This window comes from Paracoccus jeotgali, from assembly GCF_002865605.1.
GTDB classification, from domain to species: Bacteria; Pseudomonadota; Alphaproteobacteria; order Rhodobacterales; family Rhodobacteraceae; genus Paracoccus; species Paracoccus jeotgali.
The window spans coordinates 181,636-196,031 of the sequence record NZ_CP025583.1 but is presented as its reverse complement, the minus strand read 5'-3'; the positions used below and the strand labels follow the sequence as shown (position 1 = coordinate 196,031).

Genomic DNA, 14,396 nt, shown 5'->3' with positions numbered 1-14,396 from the left:
GAAAACATGCCGATGTTTCTGACAGGACTCGGCCCGAAAAACAAGGACGGGCAGGATGTCCCTGCCCGTCCGGCGGTTCCCGGCCCAGATCGCGTCCGACAGGGGCGCGCGGGCGGTCGCTACTTCAGTTTCCGCCGCTCGTTCCGCAGGCCCTGCACGATGGACCAGCAGGCGCCCAGCAGCACGAAGGTAAAGGGAAAGCCGGTGGACACCGCCATCGCCTGCAACGCCCCCAGGCCGCCCGCCAGCATCAGGGCAATGGCGATCAGCCCCTCCAGCGAGCACCAGAAGATGCGCTGCGGCACCGGCGAGTTGACCTTGCCCCCCGCCGCGATGGTGTCGATCACCAGCGAGCCCGAGTCGGACGAGGTGATGAAGAACACCAGCACCAGGATGATCCCGATGAAGCTGGTGATCGAGACCAGCGGCAGTTGCGACAGCATGGCGAACAGCTTCAACTCCAGCGCGGCATCGGAAATCCCCTCGAACCCGCCCAGCGTCAGCGAGATCGCGGTGCCGCCGAAGGTGGTCATCCACAACACGCAGACCAGCGCCGGCACCAGCAGGACCGAAATCAGGAACTGCCGCACCGTCCGCCCGCGCGACACCCGCGCGATGAACATGCCGACAAAGGGCGACCAGCTGATCCACCACGCCCAATAGAACGCCGTCCAGCCGTGGCGGAAGTTGTCATCCGTGCGCCCGAACGGGTTCGACAGCGGCAGGAACTCGCGCGCATAGGATGCGAGGTTTCTGGCGAACCCGTTGAAGATCGCCAGGGTCGGCCCGACGAGGATCACGAACAGCAGCAGCGCGAAGGCGAGCATCATGTTCGCCTCGGACAGGCGCTTGACGCCCTTGTCGACGCCCAGGATCACCGACATCGTGGCGATCCCGGTCACCACGACGATCAGGATGACCATGGTCGTGTTGTTGTTGGGCCAGTTGAACAGAAAGTTGAACCCAGCCGTCGCCTGCTGCGCGCCGAAGCCCAGCGAGGTCGCCAGCCCGAAGATCGTCGCGAACACCGCCAGAATGTCGATCAGATGCCCCGGCCAGCCCCAGATCCGCTCGCCCAGGATCGGGTAAAAGACCGAGCGCATGGTCAGCGGCAGACCCTTGTTATAGGAAAACAGCGCCAGCGCCAGCGCCACCACGGCATAGGTGGCCCAGGGGTGCAGGCCCCAGTGATAGATGGTGGCGGCCATGCCCAGACGGCGGGCGGCCAGCTCATCCCCCGGCGCGCCCATCAGCGGCGCCCAGTCGGTGCGCACGCCGTCCTCGATCACCGGGCCGACCAGCGAGGTGTCGAAATGGCTCATCGGTTCGGACACGCCATAGAACATCAGTCCGATGCCCATGCCGGCCGCGAACAGCATCGAAAACCAGCTTAGCAGCGAGAAATCGGGCGTGGCCTCTGGCCCGCCCAGCCGCACGCTGCCCAAGGGCGAGACGATCAGCCCGAGGCAGAGCAGCACGAAGACATTGCCGGCCAGCATGAAGAACCAGTCCAGCTTGCCGGTCAGGAAGTCGCGCATCCCGTTGAAGAACGGGTCGAGGTCGTGCTGGAAGATCAGCGTGACCAGCACGATCCCGATGATGATCAGCGACGAGATGGTGAAGACCGGCCGGTGCACGTCGAATTTCAGCACGAACTGATCGGTCAGGTTGTCCTGCCCGATCTCGTAATCGGTGTCGATGACGTCCGTGACCCCTTCCGGGGCCGGCAGCGGCGCGGGTTCATCCTCGGGCAGGTCTTCGACAAAGTCGGGCCCGGTGACAAGCGGCTCGCCCGGCTGGGCCGGGTCGCGCGAAACAGGCTCTTCTGGATCGGCCATGAAAGTCCTTTCGGTTCGATTGCACCGCAACGCCTGCGGGACGGGGCCGCGCTTTTCTCACATCCCGGTGAGCGGCGCCACCCTTCGGCCAAACACGCAGACGGCATAAATGTTTCCCGCAAGCCGCGGATAATCGTGCGATGGGCGATGCGGCATGACCTTGGCGGGCCGGGACGCGCGGCCTATAAGCGGGCGGCAATGTAAGGGGAAAACCATGCGGCAGGCGACAGTTTCGCGCAACACCGCCGAAACCCGGATCGAGGTCAGCGTGGACCTTGACGGGACCGGCGCCTATGACAACCAGACCGGCGTCGGGTTTTTCGACCACATGCTGGACCAGTTGGCGCGTCATTCGCTGATCGACCTGACCGTGCGGGCCGAGGGCGACACCCATATCGACGACCACCACACCGTCGAGGACAGCGGCATCGCCATCGGTCAGGCGCTGGCCCGCGCGCTTGGCGACAAGCGCGGCATCAGGCGCTATGGCGGCTTTCTGCTGGCGATGGACGACGCGCTGGTCCGCGCCGCGCTCGACCTGTCGGGGCGGCCGTTCCTGGTCTGGAACGTGCCCTTTGCGACGGCCAAGATCGGCAGCTTCGACACCGAACTGGTCCGAGAGTTCTTTCAGGCGCTGTCCACCCATGGCGGCATCACCCTGCATGTCGACGCGCTGCACGGGCTGAACGCCCACCACATCGCCGAGGCGACGTTTAAGGCCGTGGCCCGCGCCCTGCGCGAGGCGGTCGAGCCGGACCCGAGGATGCAGGACCGCCTGCCCTCGACCAAGGGCGCGCTCTGATGCGGGTGGCGCTGGTCGATTACGACAGCGGCAACCTTCACTCGGCGGAAAAGGCCTTTGCGCGGATGGGCCGCGATGTGGGCGCCGAGGTGGTCGTGACCTCGGACCCCGATACCGTGCGCCGCGCCGAGCGTATCGTGCTGCCGGGCGACGGCGCCTTTCCGGCCTGCAAGGCGGCGCTGGACGCCGTCGGCGGCATGGTCGAGGCGCTGACCGAGGCTGTGTTGCAGCGCGGCGTGCCCTTTATCGGCATCTGCGTGGGGATGCAGATGCTGGCCGACACCGGCCATGAATACCGCGACACCGCCGGGCTGGGCTGGATTCCCGGCCGGATCGACGCGATCCGGCCCGGTGATGCCTCGCTGAAGGTGCCGCATATGGGCTGGAACGACCTGCGCCTGCGCCAGCCCCATCCGGTGCTGGACGGCATCGCCAGCGGCGACCACGCCTATTTCGTCCATTCGTGGCAGTTTCACGCCGCCGATCCGGCCCATCTGCTGGCGGATGTGGATTATGGCGGGCCGGTGACGGCGATCGTCGGGCGCGACAACATCATCGGCACCCAGTTCCACCCCGAGAAATCGCAGGCGGTCGGGCTGCGGCTGATCTCGAAATTCCTGCATTGGCGCCCTTAGGCGGCGCCAATGCCAGCGGCCCGGACAGCGCGCTGATCGAACCCCGCGCTATTTCAGCCGCACCCAGGACTGCTTCTTGCAGATCAGCCCACCGGCCACGCAGCCCGCAAGGCTCATGTTCTGGCCGCTGACATCGGCCTTGCCGTTATAGATCTTGCCATCGGCCGGGCGCAGCACGCGGCCCTTGTAGTTGCCGCCCCCCTGCGGAACCATGTCGATGACGATCTGCTTGCCGATATTGGGTGACTGATACTCGGTCTTGTCCTTGAAGGTGCGGGTGATGGTCCCGCAGAAGGCCGCGCCGCAGGGCGCGATCTGGACATGGGCAAAGCTGCCCTCGTCGGGCTGGGTCTGCCACAGCCCCTCGATGGGGTCGGCGGCCGCGCCTCCGGCGATCAGGGCGAAGATGGCGGCGGTCAGGATCTTGTTCATGCTGTTCCTCCCACAGGATAGAACGATCTGAGGCAAGAGCCGCGATTCCCGCAAGCATGACGTGGGGTCCGCCACGGCCTGCGGCTTGCCGACCCGGCGACCCTGTGGCACATCCCCGCCACAACAAAGGAGCGCCGCCATGATCCTCTATCCCGCCATCGACCTGAAGGACGGCAATTGCGTGCGCCTGCTGCGCGGCGACATGCAGGCGGCGACGGTGTTCGGGACCGACCCGGCCGCGCAGGCGCGGGCGTTTCAGGATGCGGGCGCGGAATGGCTGCATCTGGTCGACCTGAACGGCGCCTTTGCCGGCCAGCCCGTCAATGCCGCGGCGGTCGAGGCGATCCTGGCCGCCACCGACATCCCCTGCCAGCTGGGCGGCGGCATCCGCGACATGGCAACGATCGAGATGTGGCTGTCCAAAGGCCTGCGCCGGGTGATCCTGGGCACGGTCGCCGTCGAAGACCCCGACCTGGTCCGCAGCGCCGCCCGCGCCTTTCCGGGGCAGGTGGCGGTGGGCATCGATGCGCGTCAGGGCCGGGTGGCAACCAAGGGCTGGGCGCATGAAACCGACATGCAGGCCACCGATCTGGCCCGCAGCTTTCAGGACGCCGGGGTGGCGGCGATCATCTATACCGACATCGACCGCGACGGCGCGATGGGCGGGCCGAACATTCCCGCGACCGCCGATCTGGCCCGCGCGGTCTCGGTCCCGGTCATCGCCTCGGGTGGGGTGGCGTCGCTGGCTGACCTGACCGCGCTGCGCGACACCGGCGTCATCGCGGGCGCGATTTCGGGCCGCGCGCTCTATGACGGGGCCATCGACCTGACGCAGGCGCTTGCGGCGCTGCGCTAGGCGCGCGATCATTCCCGCCGGCGACGCTCCCCTGATCCCGAACCAAAGGCCGCAGACATGATCAACCCGAACCATCCGATTCTGCGCCCGCTCTGGGTGCGTCTGCTGATCGTGACCGCGCTGCTGATGTGGTCGGTGCTGGAATTCGTCGACGGCAACCTGTTCTGGGCCGTCGTGTTCCTGGTCGCGGGCGGGTTCGCCTTCAACGCGCTGATCATGCGCGGCCCCGAGGCGTAGCCCCTTCCCCCTGCCCCGCCCCCGCGCTATCAGGCGGGCATGTTGAAAACCCGCATCATCCCCTGTCTGGATGTCGCCGATGGCCGCGTGGTCAAGGGCGTCAATTTCGTCGATCTCGTCGATGCCGGCGACCCGGTCGAGGCCGCGCGCGCCTATGACGCCGCCGGCGCGGACGAGATCTGCTTTCTGGACATCCACGCCACCCATGAAAACCGCGGCACGATGTTCGACGTCGTGCGCCGCACGGCCGAGCAGTGCTTTGTCCCGCTGACCGTGGGCGGCGGCGTCCGCACGCCCGAGGATGTGCGCCAATTGCTGCTGGCCGGGGCCGACAAGGTGTCCTTCAACTCGGCCGCGGTGGCTGACCCCGACGTGATCCGCCGCGCCGCCGACCGCTTTGGCAGCCAGTGCATCGTCTGCGCCATCGACGCCAAGACCGTCGCACCCGGCAAGTGGGAAATCTTTACCCATGGCGGCCGCAAGCCCACCGGCATCGACGCGGTCGCGTTTGCCCGCACGGTCGCGGAACGCGGCGCGGGCGAGATCCTGCTGACCAGCATGGACCGCGACGGCACCAAGGCCGGCTTCAACCTGCCGCTGACCCGCGCGGTGGCCGATGCGGTGGACATTCCCGTGATCGCCTCGGGCGGGGTCGGCAATCTGGATCACCTGGTCGAGGGTGTGCTGGAAGGCCATGCCAGCGCCGTGCTCGCCGCCTCGATCTTTCACTTCGGCACCTACACCATCGGCGAGGCCAAGGCCCATATGGCCGCCGCCGGCATCCCGGTGCGGATGCCATGACCGAAACCCCCACCCCCGATGCCGCCTTCGCCCGGCTCGACGCCACCATCGCCAGCCGCAAGGGCGCGGATGCGGCGTCAAGCTGGACCGCGCAACTGCTGGCCAAGGGGCCAGAGAAATGCGCCGAGAAATTCGGCGAGGAAGCCATCGAGGCGGTGATCGAGGCCGTGCGCGGCGACCGCGCGCGGCTGGTCTCCGAGGGCGCCGACGTGCTTTATCACCTCGCGGTGATGCTGGCGGCGCGGGATGTGTCGCTGGCCGATGTGGCCGCCGAACTGACCCGGCGCGAGGGGCAATCCGGCATCGCCGAAAAGGCCACCCGCAGCGACGGCGGCGGCGAACCCCCGCGCTGACGCAGCCGATGCTTGGGCGCGCGCCGCACCGATTCGGCCCGCCGCCTTTCCCGGCTCGAAACCGCAAACAGGCAGGGCGAAACGCCCAAACCGCTTTCCCTTGCCTGCGGTTCGTTGATATAAGCGCCCGCAAACCGGCCGCGCGCCAGACGCGGGCTTACAAGGCAGAGGAAGCTCATGACCGACACCGCCAAGACCGGCAAGACCCACGCGGACGACGTGGCCTTCATTCAATCGCTGGCCGAATTGCTGAACAGCAGCGAATTGGCAGAGCTTTCGGTAAAGCGCGAATATGGCGAACATGACCGCCTGACCGTCAGCCTGTCCAAGCAGGGCAAGCAGATGCTGATGTCCGCGCCTGCTTATGCCGCCCCGGCGCCTGCCCCGCAGGCCGCCGCCCCGCAGCTTGGCCCGGCCACGCCCACCACCGCGCCCGGCGCCACCGGCGGCGACCCGGCCGATCTGCCCGGCGCCGTGACCTCGCCCATGGTCGGCACCGCTTACCTGTCGGCGGAACCGGGCAGCGCGCCCTTTGTCAGCGTCGGCCAGCAGGTCAGCGAGGGCGACACCCTGCTGATCGTCGAGGCGATGAAGACCATGAACCACATCCCCTCGCCCAAATCCGGGATCGTGCGGCGCATCCTCGTCGATGACGGCACGCCCGTCGAATACGGCGCGCCGCTGATGATCGTCGAATAGGCGGCCGGTATGTTCGACAAGCTCCTGATCGCCAATCGCGGCGAAATCGCGTTGCGCGTCATCCGTGCGGCCCGCGAAATGGGCATCCACACCGTCGCGGTCCATTCCACCGCCGACGCGAACGCGATGCATGTCCGCATGGCCGACGAATCGGTCGCCATCGGCCCGCCCCCCTCGACCGACAGCTATCTGAACCCCGCCGCGATCATCGCGGCGTGCGAGATTACCGGCGCGCAGGCGGTCCATCCCGGCTACGGCTTTCTGTCCGAAAACGCCGGCTTCGCGCAGATGCTGGAAGATCACGGCATCACCTTCATCGGCCCCAAGGCGGAACATATCCGCATCATGGGCGACAAGATCACCGCCAAGGAAACCGCGAAATCGCTGGGCATCCCGGTGGTGCCGGGCTCTGACGGCGGGGTCAGCGACGTGGACGAGGCGCGCAAGGTCGCGGCCGCGATCGGCTATCCGGTCATCATCAAGGCCACAGCCGGCGGCGGCGGGCGCGGGATGAAGGTCGCGCATGACGACAAGGGGCTCGAGGTGGCGTTCCGCACCGCCCGGTCCGAGGCCAAGGTCGCCTTCGGCAATCCCGACGTCTATATCGAGAAATACCTGCAACGCCCCCGCCATATCGAGATCCAGGTCTTCGGCGACGGGCGCGGCAATGCCGTCCATCTGGGCGAGCGCGATTGCTCGCTGCAGCGCCGCCACCAGAAGGTGCTGGAAGAGGCGCCCGGCCCCTCGATCAGCCCCGAAGAGCGCGAGCGGATCGGCACCATCTGCGCCGACGCGATGCGCAAGCTGGGCTATATCGGCGCCGGCACGGTCGAGTTCCTGTATGAGGACGGCGAGTTCTACTTTATCGAGATGAACACCCGCCTGCAGGTCGAACATCCGGTGACCGAGGCGATCTTCGGCGTCGATCTGGTCCGCGAACAGATCCGCGTTGCCGCCGGCCAGCCGATGGATCTGGATCAGGACCGCCTGAACATCCACGGCCACGCCATCGAGGTCCGCATCAACGCCGAGAAGCTGCCCAATTTCAGCCCCTCGCCTGGCAAGATCACCCAGTTCCACGCCCCCGGCGGGCTGGGGGTGCGGATGGATTCGGCGATCTATGACGGCTACGTGATCCCGCCCTATTACGACAGCCTGATCGCCAAGCTGATCGTCCATGGCAGCAACCGGACCGAGGCGCTGGCCCGGCTTGACCGCGCGCTGTCGGAACTGATCGTGGACGGGGTCGACACCACCATCCCGCTGTTCCAGGCCCTGCTGCAGGAACCCGACATCCAGTCAGGCGACTATTCGATCCACTGGCTGGAACGCTGGCTCAGCGAGAACGCCCCGGCCTGAGGCGGTCGTGATTTCCGCCGCGCAACTGCTGGCCGGCTATGCCAATGGCATATTCCCCATGGCACGCGCGGCGGACGACCCCGAACTGCTGTGGTTCGAGCCGCGGACGCGGGGCATCCTGCCGGTGGGCGGGCTGCATGTCTCGCGCTCGATGCGGCGGCATCTGCGGCGCTGCGACTGGACGCTGGCGCTGAACCGCGATTTCGACGGGGTGCTGGCGGGCTGCGCGGATCGCGACGAGACCTGGATCAACGCGCCGCTGGCCCAGCTTTACCGCGAGCTGCACCGCGGCGGCGATGCCCATTCCATCGAGGTCAATGACGGCGCGGCGCTGATCGGCGGCGTCTTCGGCGTCACCATCGGCGGCGCGTTTTTCGGCGAAAGCATGTTCTCGGCCCGCAGCAATGCCTCGAAAACCGCGCTGATGGTGCTGTCGGTGCATCTGGCGCGCTGCGGCTTCACGCTGTTCGACACGCAGTTTCCGACCGCGCATCTGACCTCGCTAGGCGGGCAGACGCTGTCGCAGGCGGCCTATCTGCGGCGGCTGTTCCCGGCCATGCAGCGCCTGGCGGACATCACCGCCCGTCCCCTGCCCTCACTTCACGAGGTGATGCAGGCCAGCACCCAGACGTCATAACGCGCATCGTCCAGCGCCGACAGCGCCGGGGCCGAGGCGATCATCCAGCCGTCGAACAGCGTCGCGTGGGTGGTGCGGTTGGTGACGACCAACTGCGCGAAGGCGTCGGAGTTCGGGTCTTCGGTCGGATAGCGGCACTCGCCCAGCCGGATCGTCAGCCGGCCGATATCCACCGCCTCGCCGGGCCGCATCTCGAGGTCGCGGGTCTCGCTGGACACCTTGTCGAGCGCGCGCAGCAGCGCTCCGTCGGCGCGGGTGGTGGTGACGCTTTCGGCCGCAAGGGGACCGGCCAGCAGCGACAGGATCAGCGGCAGGGCGCGCGTGACGGTCATCCGCGAAAGCTCAGGGATCGGGCTGCCAGGCGTCGTAATCGCTGCGCTCGACGGGCTTGGCGCGATATAGCGAGCCGGCCGGGCGATAGGCCTGTTGGGTGCCGGTCATGTTCATCTGGTGCGGCAGCTCCCACGCGCGGCGCGGCAGCGGGTCGGTGGTCGGCGGCAGCTTGTAGGTGTGATGCAGCCAGCCATGCCATTCGACCGGCACGCGGCTGGCCTCGGCCTCGCCGTTATAGATCACCCAGCGGCGCTTGCCGCCCTTGGTCTGGTAATAGATGTTGCCCTGCGCATCCTCACCCACCTTTTCGCCATAAAGCGCCGTCCAGACCTGCGTATTCAGGGTCTGTCCGCGCCACCAGGTCAGAATTCGGTCGACGATCCACATGAGCCGGCTCCTTTACCGTATGCTGCCCTGTCTATGCCGCAGTTTTGGCGCATGGTCCAGCGGAACCCGCGCGCCCGACGTTACCGCTTGCCAGTCAAGCCGGCGGGCTGGCACAGTCGCCCGGCAGACAGGAAAGCGCCGATGCCCAATTATTTCCGCGACTACATGACCCGGACCGGCGACCGGATGATCCTGAAGATGGATCATTATCTGGACATCTACCCCCGGCTTCTGGGCCATCTGCAGCACCGCGACCTGCGGTTTCTGGAAATCGGCATCTACAAGGGCGGCTCGATGCCGATGTGGCAGGGCTATTTCGGGCCGGGCGCGCATCTGGTCTTTGCCGATATCGACCCCGCCTGCCGCGATCTGGCGCTGCCCGGCACCCATGTCGAGATCGGCGATCAGGCGGACCCGGCCTTCCTGCGCGATCTTGTCGCAGGTCACGGGCCGTTCGACCTGATCCTTGACGATGGCGGGCACAAGACCGACCAGCAGATCACAAGCTTTCGACACCTGTTCCCGCATCTGCGGCCGGGCGGGATCTATGTGGTCGAGGACACGCATACCAGTTATTGGCCCGGCTTTGACGGCGGCTATGGCAAGCGCAGCTTCATCGGTTACACCAAATGGCTGATCGACCGGATGCATAGCTGGTACACGGATGAGGACGAGATCTTTCCCTTCCACCCGCTGGCCCGCGAGATCGGAGAGATCCGGTTTTTCGACTCCATCGTCGCCATCACCCGAGAGCCGCATGGTATGCCCACCGCGCTGTCATCGCGGAACGGTCAGGTGAAGCGCTCGCAGGCGATGATGAGGGCGCGCAACCGCCGCTCGATCTTCTAGCGCCGCTCGAACGTCCTGCTAGGCGTCCGGGCCCAGATCGGCGCCCAGATTGCGCATCAGCCGCACGAAATCGGGGAAAGAGGTCGCAATCGCGCCGCCGTCATCGACCCGCACCGGCGCCTGCGCGGCCAGCCCCGCGACCAGAAACGACATGGCGATGCGGTGATCCAGATGGGTCGCTGCGGGCGCGCCGCCGCCGGGGATCACGCCGCGGCCATGGACGGTCATGCTGTCCGGGGTCTCGTCGACGCTGACGCCGTTGTCGCGCAGCCCGCGCGCCATGGCGTCGATACGGTCGGATTCCTTGACCCGCAGCTCGGCCACGCCGTTCATCACCGTCTTGCCCTGCGCCATGGCGGCGACGACCGACAGGATCGGAAACTCGTCGATCATGCTGGCGGCACGCTCTGCCGGCACCTCGACCCCGTGCAGGGTTGAGTGGCGCACGATCAGGTCGGCCACCGGCTCGCCGCCCTCGTCGCGGGGGTTTTCCCAGGTCAGGTCGGCGCCCATTTCTTGCAGGGTGACGAACAGCCCGTCGCGGGTCGGGTTGCGGCTGATCCCCGGCACCCGCACCTCGGACCCCGGCACGATCAGCGCCGCCGCCACCGGAAACGCGGCCGAGGACGGATCGCGCGGCACGGCGACATTCTGACCCAGCAGTTCGGGCTGGCCGGTCAGGGTGATGACGCGGCCCTCGGGCGTGATCTCGGTGGTGATGGTCGCGCCAAAGCCGGTCAGCATCCGTTCGGTGTGGTCGCGGGTCGGCTCTGCCTCGATCACCACGGTCTGTCCGGGCGCGTTCAGCCCGGCCAGCAGCACCGCCGACTTGATCTGCGCCGAGGCGACGGGCGTCTGGTACCGCACCGGCACCGCGTCCTGCGCGCCGCGGATGGTGACGGGCAGCAGCCCGCCCTCGCGGGCGATGATCTCGGCCCCGAACAGCGCCAGCGGGTCGGTGATGCGCCGCATCGGGCGGCGCGACAGGCTGGCATCGCCGGTGAAGGTGACGGTGATTGGCGTCGTCGCCACGGCGCCCATGATCAGCCGCACGCCGGTGCCGGAATTGCCGCAGTCGATGACGCCCTCGGGCTCGCCAAAGCCGCCGACGCCGACGCCATCGACGATCCACTCGCCGGGGTTCAGCCGCTCGATCCGGGCGCCCATGGCGCGCATGGCGCGGGCGGTGTCCAGCACGTCCTGCCCCTCGAGCAGGCCGGTGATCCGGGTCCGGCCCACCGACATGGCCCCCAGGATCAGCGCGCGGTGGCTGATCGACTTGTCGCCGGGGACATGCGCGGTGCCGGTCAGGGGGCCGCCGGGGCGGGCGGACATCGGGCTGGGGGCGACATTCGACATGGGTTTCCCTTTCACAGCAAGGCAGTACGCAGCATGTTCAGCGCAACGATGGCGAGGAAAAAGGCGAACGCCTTTTTCAGCAGCCCGGCGTCAAGCCGATGCGCCAGCGCGGCCCCAAGGGGCGCGGTCAGCATGGTCATCACGATGACGATCAGGAATGCCGGCACATTGACCGAGCCGATGGTGCCGGGCGGCGCGTTCTGCACCGGCGTCAGCAGGAACAGCGCGGCCGAGGGCGCGGCGATCAGCCCGCCGAACCCCGCCGCCGTCGCCACCGCCCGGTGAATGGGCCGTCCGTGCAGCGTCATCAGCGGCACCCCGATCGAGCCGCCGCCGATGCCCAGCAGGACCGAGACGAAGCCCGTCAGCGCCGACAGCACGTATTTCACCGGCCCCTGCGGCATCTGCTCGGCCAGCCGCCAGCTTGCCCGGCCCAGCACCATGTAGCCCGCGATCAGCAGCACCAGCACGCCAAAAATGATCTGCAAGGTCTGCGTCCGCAGCGACGACACCGTCAGCACGCCGACCGCCGCGCCCAGCGCGATCCCCGGCGCCCAGTCGCGCAGGATCTGCCAGTCGACCGCCCCGCGGCGGTGATGCGCCAGCACCGACCGCCCCGAGGTCACCATGATCGTCGCCAGCGAGGTCGCCAGACAAAGCTGCATCAGATCGGGCGAGCCATAGCCCGCCGCATCGAACAGATAAAGAAAGGCCGGGACAAGGATGATCCCGCCGCCCACGCCCAGCAACCCGGCCAGAATCCCCGCAAATCCCCCCACAAGGGCCAGGATCGCGGCAGGCAGGATCAGTTCGGTCATGGGGACTCCGTCGCTTGAAGCACCTGTTGGGCCGCCAGATCGTAAAGCGCAAGCCCCTGCGCGGCATCGCGCGCGGTCGAGGCACCCTCACTCAGCGTCCGCCGCCACAGCCGCGCACCGGGGCGGCCGTGAAACAGGCCCAGCATGTGCCGGCTGATCTGGTGAATCCGCGCGCCTTCGTCCAGCCAATCAGCGATCAGCGGGCGCATCCGGTCCGCCGCCTGCAGCGGATTGGCGCAGGGCGGCGTGTCGCCCCACAGCCGGTCGGCCTGACCCAGCACGTCCCAGGGCTGGTGATAGGCCGCGCGGCCGACCATCACCCCGTCCATCACCTGCAGATGCTCAGCCTCGGTCCCCGGCGTGATGCCGCCATTGATCGACAGGATCAGGTCGGGGAACCGCGCCTTCATGCGGTGGACCAGCGGATAGTCCAGCGGCGGGATCTCTCGGTTGTCCTTGGGGCTGAGGCCCTGCAGCCATGCCTTGCGGGCATGGATGGCGATGCGGCGGATGCCGGCGTCGCGCATCCGCGACAGGAAATCGGGCAGCACCGTTTCGGGGTCCTGATCGTCCACCCCGATCCGGCATTTCACCGTCACCTCGACCGGGCTTTCGGTCATCATCGCGGTCACGCAGCGCGCCACCAGATCGGGCGTCTTCATCAGCACCGCGCCGAAACAGCCTGACTGCACGCGGTCCGACGGGCAGCCGACATTCAGGTTGATCTCGTCAAAGCCGTAAGGCGCGGCCAGCGCGGTGGCGCGGGCGAGTTCCTCGGGGTCAGAGCCGCCAAGCTGCAGGGCCACCGGATGCTCGGCCGCGTCGTAGCGCAGCAGCCGGTCGCGCGGCCCGTGGATGATCGCGGGCGCGGTCACCATCTCGGTATAGAGCAGCGCCCAGCGCGACAGCACGCGGTGAAACCCGCGGCAATAGCGGTCGGTCCAGTCCATCATGGGCGCCACGGACAGTCTATGTGATTGATTTTCTGTCATTTTTCTTGCATCTTCAACCCGTTGGCCTGAGTGGTGTCCACGCCAGACTACGCCCTGATAGCCCCAAATATCCCCTGTTTCGACGACTCACTGCACACATAGCGCACACGAAAATGGCCTCGATCACCAAGCTTCCCTCCGGTGCTTACCGGGTCCAAGTCAGACGGAAGGGCCGCTACGCGAGCGAGACGTTCCTGCGCCGTGACGACGCCCAGAAATGGGCGCGCCAAGCCGAGACCCTGGTCGATCAGGGGCTTCCGCCCAACCGATCGTCCGTGGCCCGCCTGCACACTTTCGGTGACTTGGTTGACCTTCATATAGCCGATATGTGCGCCGTAGGGAAACCACCCCGACGCAGCAAGGCGGCGACACTCGCGACGCTGCAGCGCGACCTCGGGAAAGAGAAGATCGGGCACGTCGATCGTCACAAGCTCATCGAGTATGGCCGCAAGCGTGCAGACCAGGGCGCCGGACCCGTGACGCTCGGCATCGACATTGGCGTCATCAAGATGATCCTGACCCATGCCGCTGCCGTCCATGGGCTGGAGATCCGAGTTGAAGGCGTCGATCTGGCGCGTGTGGCACTGAAGCGACTTGGTCTCATCGGCAAGGGTATCGAGCGTGACCGACGCCCGACGACGGCAGAACTGGGCCGCCTCTTCCGCTGCTTTGACGAGAATACGCGCCTGACGATGCCCATGACGCGGATCGTGCAGTTCGCCATAGCTACCGCGATGCGGCTGGACGAGATCTGCCGCGCCGACTGGAGCGATCTCGACATGGACCGCCGGATGCTCCTGATCCGGGACCGCAAGGACCCGCGCAACAAGGCCGGCAACGACCAGCGGATCCCGCTCTTCGCCGCGACCGGGTTCGATGCCTGGGCCCTCGTCATGGCGCAGGCCAAGCATCTCGGAAAGGCGAAGGGTCCGATCTTCCCCTACAACTCCAAATCCGTCGGGACTGCGTTCCGGCGCGCATGCGCCAATGCTGACGTCAAGGACCTTCA

General features: G+C 67.2%; 17 protein-coding genes and 1 pseudogene. 11 read left to right on the top strand and 7 right to left on the bottom strand.

All coding sequences use genetic code 11. The features are described from left to right. Positions 1–119: 119 nt before the first annotated feature. Positions 120–1,838 (bottom strand): BCCT family transporter, encoded by a 1,719-nt coding sequence (locus tag CYR75_RS01015; protein WP_101498447.1) that lies wholly within the window; start codon positions 1,836–1,838, stop codon positions 120–122. Positions 1,839–2,052: 214 nt separating this feature from the next. Here CYR75_RS01015 and hisB point away from each other — a divergent pair, with 214 nt between their 5' ends. Together hisB and hisH are read left to right on the top strand one after the other, a co-directional pair. Beyond that, complete coding sequence (gene hisB, locus CYR75_RS01010) at positions 2,053–2,640, top strand: imidazoleglycerol-phosphate dehydratase HisB (RefSeq protein WP_101498446.1); 588 nt, start codon at positions 2,053–2,055, stop codon at positions 2,638–2,640. After that, complete coding sequence (gene hisH, locus CYR75_RS01005; protein ID WP_101498445.1) at positions 2,640–3,275, top strand: imidazole glycerol phosphate synthase subunit HisH; 636 nt, start codon at positions 2,640–2,642, stop codon at positions 3,273–3,275. The genes hisB and hisH overlap by 1 nt, the downstream gene beginning before the upstream one ends. Before the next feature lie 48 nt (positions 3,276–3,323). On the opposite strand, the gene CYR75_RS01000 is transcribed toward hisH, so the two are convergent. Further along, complete coding sequence (locus CYR75_RS01000) at positions 3,324–3,707, bottom strand: DUF2147 domain-containing protein (protein WP_101498444.1); 384 nt, start codon at positions 3,705–3,707, stop codon at positions 3,324–3,326. 139 nt (positions 3,708–3,846) lie between these two features. On the opposite strand from CYR75_RS01000, the gene hisA reads away from it, so the two are divergent. From hisA to aat, 7 genes are all read left to right on the top strand, one after another. Further along, positions 3,847–4,563: a 1-(5-phosphoribosyl)-5-[(5-phosphoribosylamino)methylideneamino]imidazole-4-carboxamide isomerase gene (gene hisA / locus CYR75_RS00995; protein ID WP_101498443.1), complete on the top strand. Its 717-nt coding sequence runs from the start codon at positions 3,847–3,849 to the stop codon at positions 4,561–4,563. Between the two features lie 57 nt (positions 4,564–4,620). Further along, the gene (locus CYR75_RS00990; RefSeq protein WP_101498442.1) at positions 4,621–4,800 is read left to right on the top strand and encodes a hypothetical protein; all 180 of its coding nucleotides are present in this window, start codon (positions 4,621–4,623) and stop codon (positions 4,798–4,800) included. Positions 4,801–4,839: 39 nt separating this feature from the next. Beyond that, the gene (hisF, locus tag CYR75_RS00985) at positions 4,840–5,601 is read left to right on the top strand and encodes an imidazole glycerol phosphate synthase subunit HisF (protein ID WP_101498441.1); all 762 of its coding nucleotides are present in this window, start codon (positions 4,840–4,842) and stop codon (positions 5,599–5,601) included. Continuing rightward, positions 5,598–5,954: a phosphoribosyl-ATP diphosphatase gene (locus tag CYR75_RS00980; protein ID WP_101498440.1), complete on the top strand. Its 357-nt coding sequence runs from the start codon at positions 5,598–5,600 to the stop codon at positions 5,952–5,954. The genes hisF and CYR75_RS00980 overlap by 4 nt, the downstream gene beginning before the upstream one ends. Positions 5,955–6,131: 177 nt before the next feature. Further along, positions 6,132–6,653: an acetyl-CoA carboxylase biotin carboxyl carrier protein gene (gene accB, locus CYR75_RS00975; RefSeq protein WP_101498439.1), complete on the top strand. Its 522-nt coding sequence runs from the start codon at positions 6,132–6,134 to the stop codon at positions 6,651–6,653. 9 nt (positions 6,654–6,662) lie between these two features. Beyond that, on the top strand, positions 6,663–8,012 hold the full coding sequence (accC, locus tag CYR75_RS00970) for an acetyl-CoA carboxylase biotin carboxylase subunit (RefSeq protein ID WP_101498438.1): 1,350 nt from the start codon (positions 6,663–6,665) through the stop codon (positions 8,010–8,012). Positions 8,013–8,070: 58 nt separating this feature from the next. Further along, positions 8,071–8,649: a leucyl/phenylalanyl-tRNA--protein transferase gene (gene aat, locus CYR75_RS00965; RefSeq protein WP_264080896.1), complete on the top strand. Its 579-nt coding sequence runs from the start codon at positions 8,071–8,073 to the stop codon at positions 8,647–8,649. On the opposite strand, the gene CYR75_RS00960 is transcribed toward aat, so the two are convergent. Both CYR75_RS00960 and CYR75_RS00955 read right to left on the bottom strand, forming a co-directional pair. Further along, positions 8,613–8,981, bottom strand: coding sequence for a DUF2155 domain-containing protein (locus tag CYR75_RS00960; protein ID WP_101498436.1), 369 nt, complete (start codon positions 8,979–8,981; stop codon positions 8,613–8,615). The genes aat and CYR75_RS00960 overlap by 37 nt on opposite strands. Before the next feature lie 10 nt (positions 8,982–8,991). Beyond that, positions 8,992–9,369 carry an NADH:ubiquinone oxidoreductase subunit NDUFA12 gene (locus CYR75_RS00955; RefSeq protein ID WP_101498435.1) on the bottom strand — a complete coding sequence of 126 codons (378 nt, stop codon included), beginning with the start codon at positions 9,367–9,369 and terminating at the stop codon, positions 8,992–8,994. 141 nt (positions 9,370–9,510) lie between these two features. On the opposite strand from CYR75_RS00955, the gene CYR75_RS00950 reads away from it, so the two are divergent. Beyond that, positions 9,511–10,218, top strand: coding sequence for a class I SAM-dependent methyltransferase (locus tag CYR75_RS00950; RefSeq protein WP_101498434.1), 708 nt, complete (start codon positions 9,511–9,513; stop codon positions 10,216–10,218). 18 nt (positions 10,219–10,236) lie between these two features. Here CYR75_RS00950 and aroA read toward each other — a convergent pair whose 3' ends face one another. Genes aroA through dusA form a run of 3 tightly spaced genes read right to left on the bottom strand, consistent with a single transcriptional unit; the run spans position 10,237 to position 13,348 of the window. After that, positions 10,237–11,577, bottom strand: a complete 1,341-nt coding sequence (aroA, locus tag CYR75_RS00945) for a 3-phosphoshikimate 1-carboxyvinyltransferase (protein WP_101498433.1) — start codon at positions 11,575–11,577, stop codon at positions 10,237–10,239. Positions 11,578–11,588: 11 nt separating this feature from the next. Next, on the bottom strand, positions 11,589–12,395 hold the full coding sequence (locus CYR75_RS00940) for a sulfite exporter TauE/SafE family protein (protein WP_101498432.1): 807 nt from the start codon (positions 12,393–12,395) through the stop codon (positions 11,589–11,591). Next, positions 12,392–13,348 carry a tRNA dihydrouridine(20/20a) synthase DusA gene (gene dusA / locus CYR75_RS00935; protein WP_264080895.1) on the bottom strand — a complete coding sequence of 319 codons (957 nt, stop codon included), beginning with the start codon at positions 13,346–13,348 and terminating at the stop codon, positions 12,392–12,394. The genes CYR75_RS00940 and dusA overlap by 4 nt, the downstream gene beginning before the upstream one ends. Before the next feature lie 152 nt (positions 13,349–13,500). Between dusA and CYR75_RS16680 the strand changes: the two are divergent. Next, a pseudogene (locus CYR75_RS16680) lies at positions 13,501–14,358 on the top strand (tyrosine-type recombinase/integrase); the annotation flags it as partial. Positions 14,359–14,396 lie beyond the last annotated feature (38 nt).

Coding starts and splice junctions, on each gene's coding strand:
- CYR75_RS01015 (WP_101498447.1), bottom strand. CDS start 1,838: ATGGCCGATCCAGAAGAGCCTGTTTCGCGCGACCCGGCCCAGCCGGGC.
- hisB (WP_101498446.1), top strand. CDS start 2,053: ATGCGGCAGGCGACAGTTTCGCGCAACACCGCCGAAACCCGGATCGAG.
- hisH (WP_101498445.1), top strand. CDS start 2,640: ATGCGGGTGGCGCTGGTCGATTACGACAGCGGCAACCTTCACTCGGCG.
- CYR75_RS01000 (WP_101498444.1), bottom strand. CDS start 3,707: ATGAACAAGATCCTGACCGCCGCCATCTTCGCCCTGATCGCCGGAGGC.
- hisA (WP_101498443.1), top strand. CDS start 3,847: ATGATCCTCTATCCCGCCATCGACCTGAAGGACGGCAATTGCGTGCGC.
- CYR75_RS00990 (WP_101498442.1), top strand. CDS start 4,621: ATGATCAACCCGAACCATCCGATTCTGCGCCCGCTCTGGGTGCGTCTG.
- hisF (WP_101498441.1), top strand. CDS start 4,840: ATGTTGAAAACCCGCATCATCCCCTGTCTGGATGTCGCCGATGGCCGC.
- CYR75_RS00980 (WP_101498440.1), top strand. CDS start 5,598: ATGACCGAAACCCCCACCCCCGATGCCGCCTTCGCCCGGCTCGACGCC.
- accB (WP_101498439.1), top strand. CDS start 6,132: ATGACCGACACCGCCAAGACCGGCAAGACCCACGCGGACGACGTGGCC.
- accC (WP_101498438.1), top strand. CDS start 6,663: ATGTTCGACAAGCTCCTGATCGCCAATCGCGGCGAAATCGCGTTGCGC.
- aat (WP_264080896.1), top strand. CDS start 8,071: ATGGCACGCGCGGCGGACGACCCCGAACTGCTGTGGTTCGAGCCGCGG.
- CYR75_RS00960 (WP_101498436.1), bottom strand. CDS start 8,981: ATGACCGTCACGCGCGCCCTGCCGCTGATCCTGTCGCTGCTGGCCGGT.
- CYR75_RS00955 (WP_101498435.1), bottom strand. CDS start 9,369: ATGTGGATCGTCGACCGAATTCTGACCTGGTGGCGCGGACAGACCCTG.
- CYR75_RS00950 (WP_101498434.1), top strand. CDS start 9,511: ATGCCCAATTATTTCCGCGACTACATGACCCGGACCGGCGACCGGATG.
- aroA (WP_101498433.1), bottom strand. CDS start 11,577: ATGTCGAATGTCGCCCCCAGCCCGATGTCCGCCCGCCCCGGCGGCCCC.
- CYR75_RS00940 (WP_101498432.1), bottom strand. CDS start 12,395: ATGACCGAACTGATCCTGCCTGCCGCGATCCTGGCCCTTGTGGGGGGA.
- dusA (WP_264080895.1), bottom strand. CDS start 13,348: ATGATGGACTGGACCGACCGCTATTGCCGCGGGTTTCACCGCGTGCTG.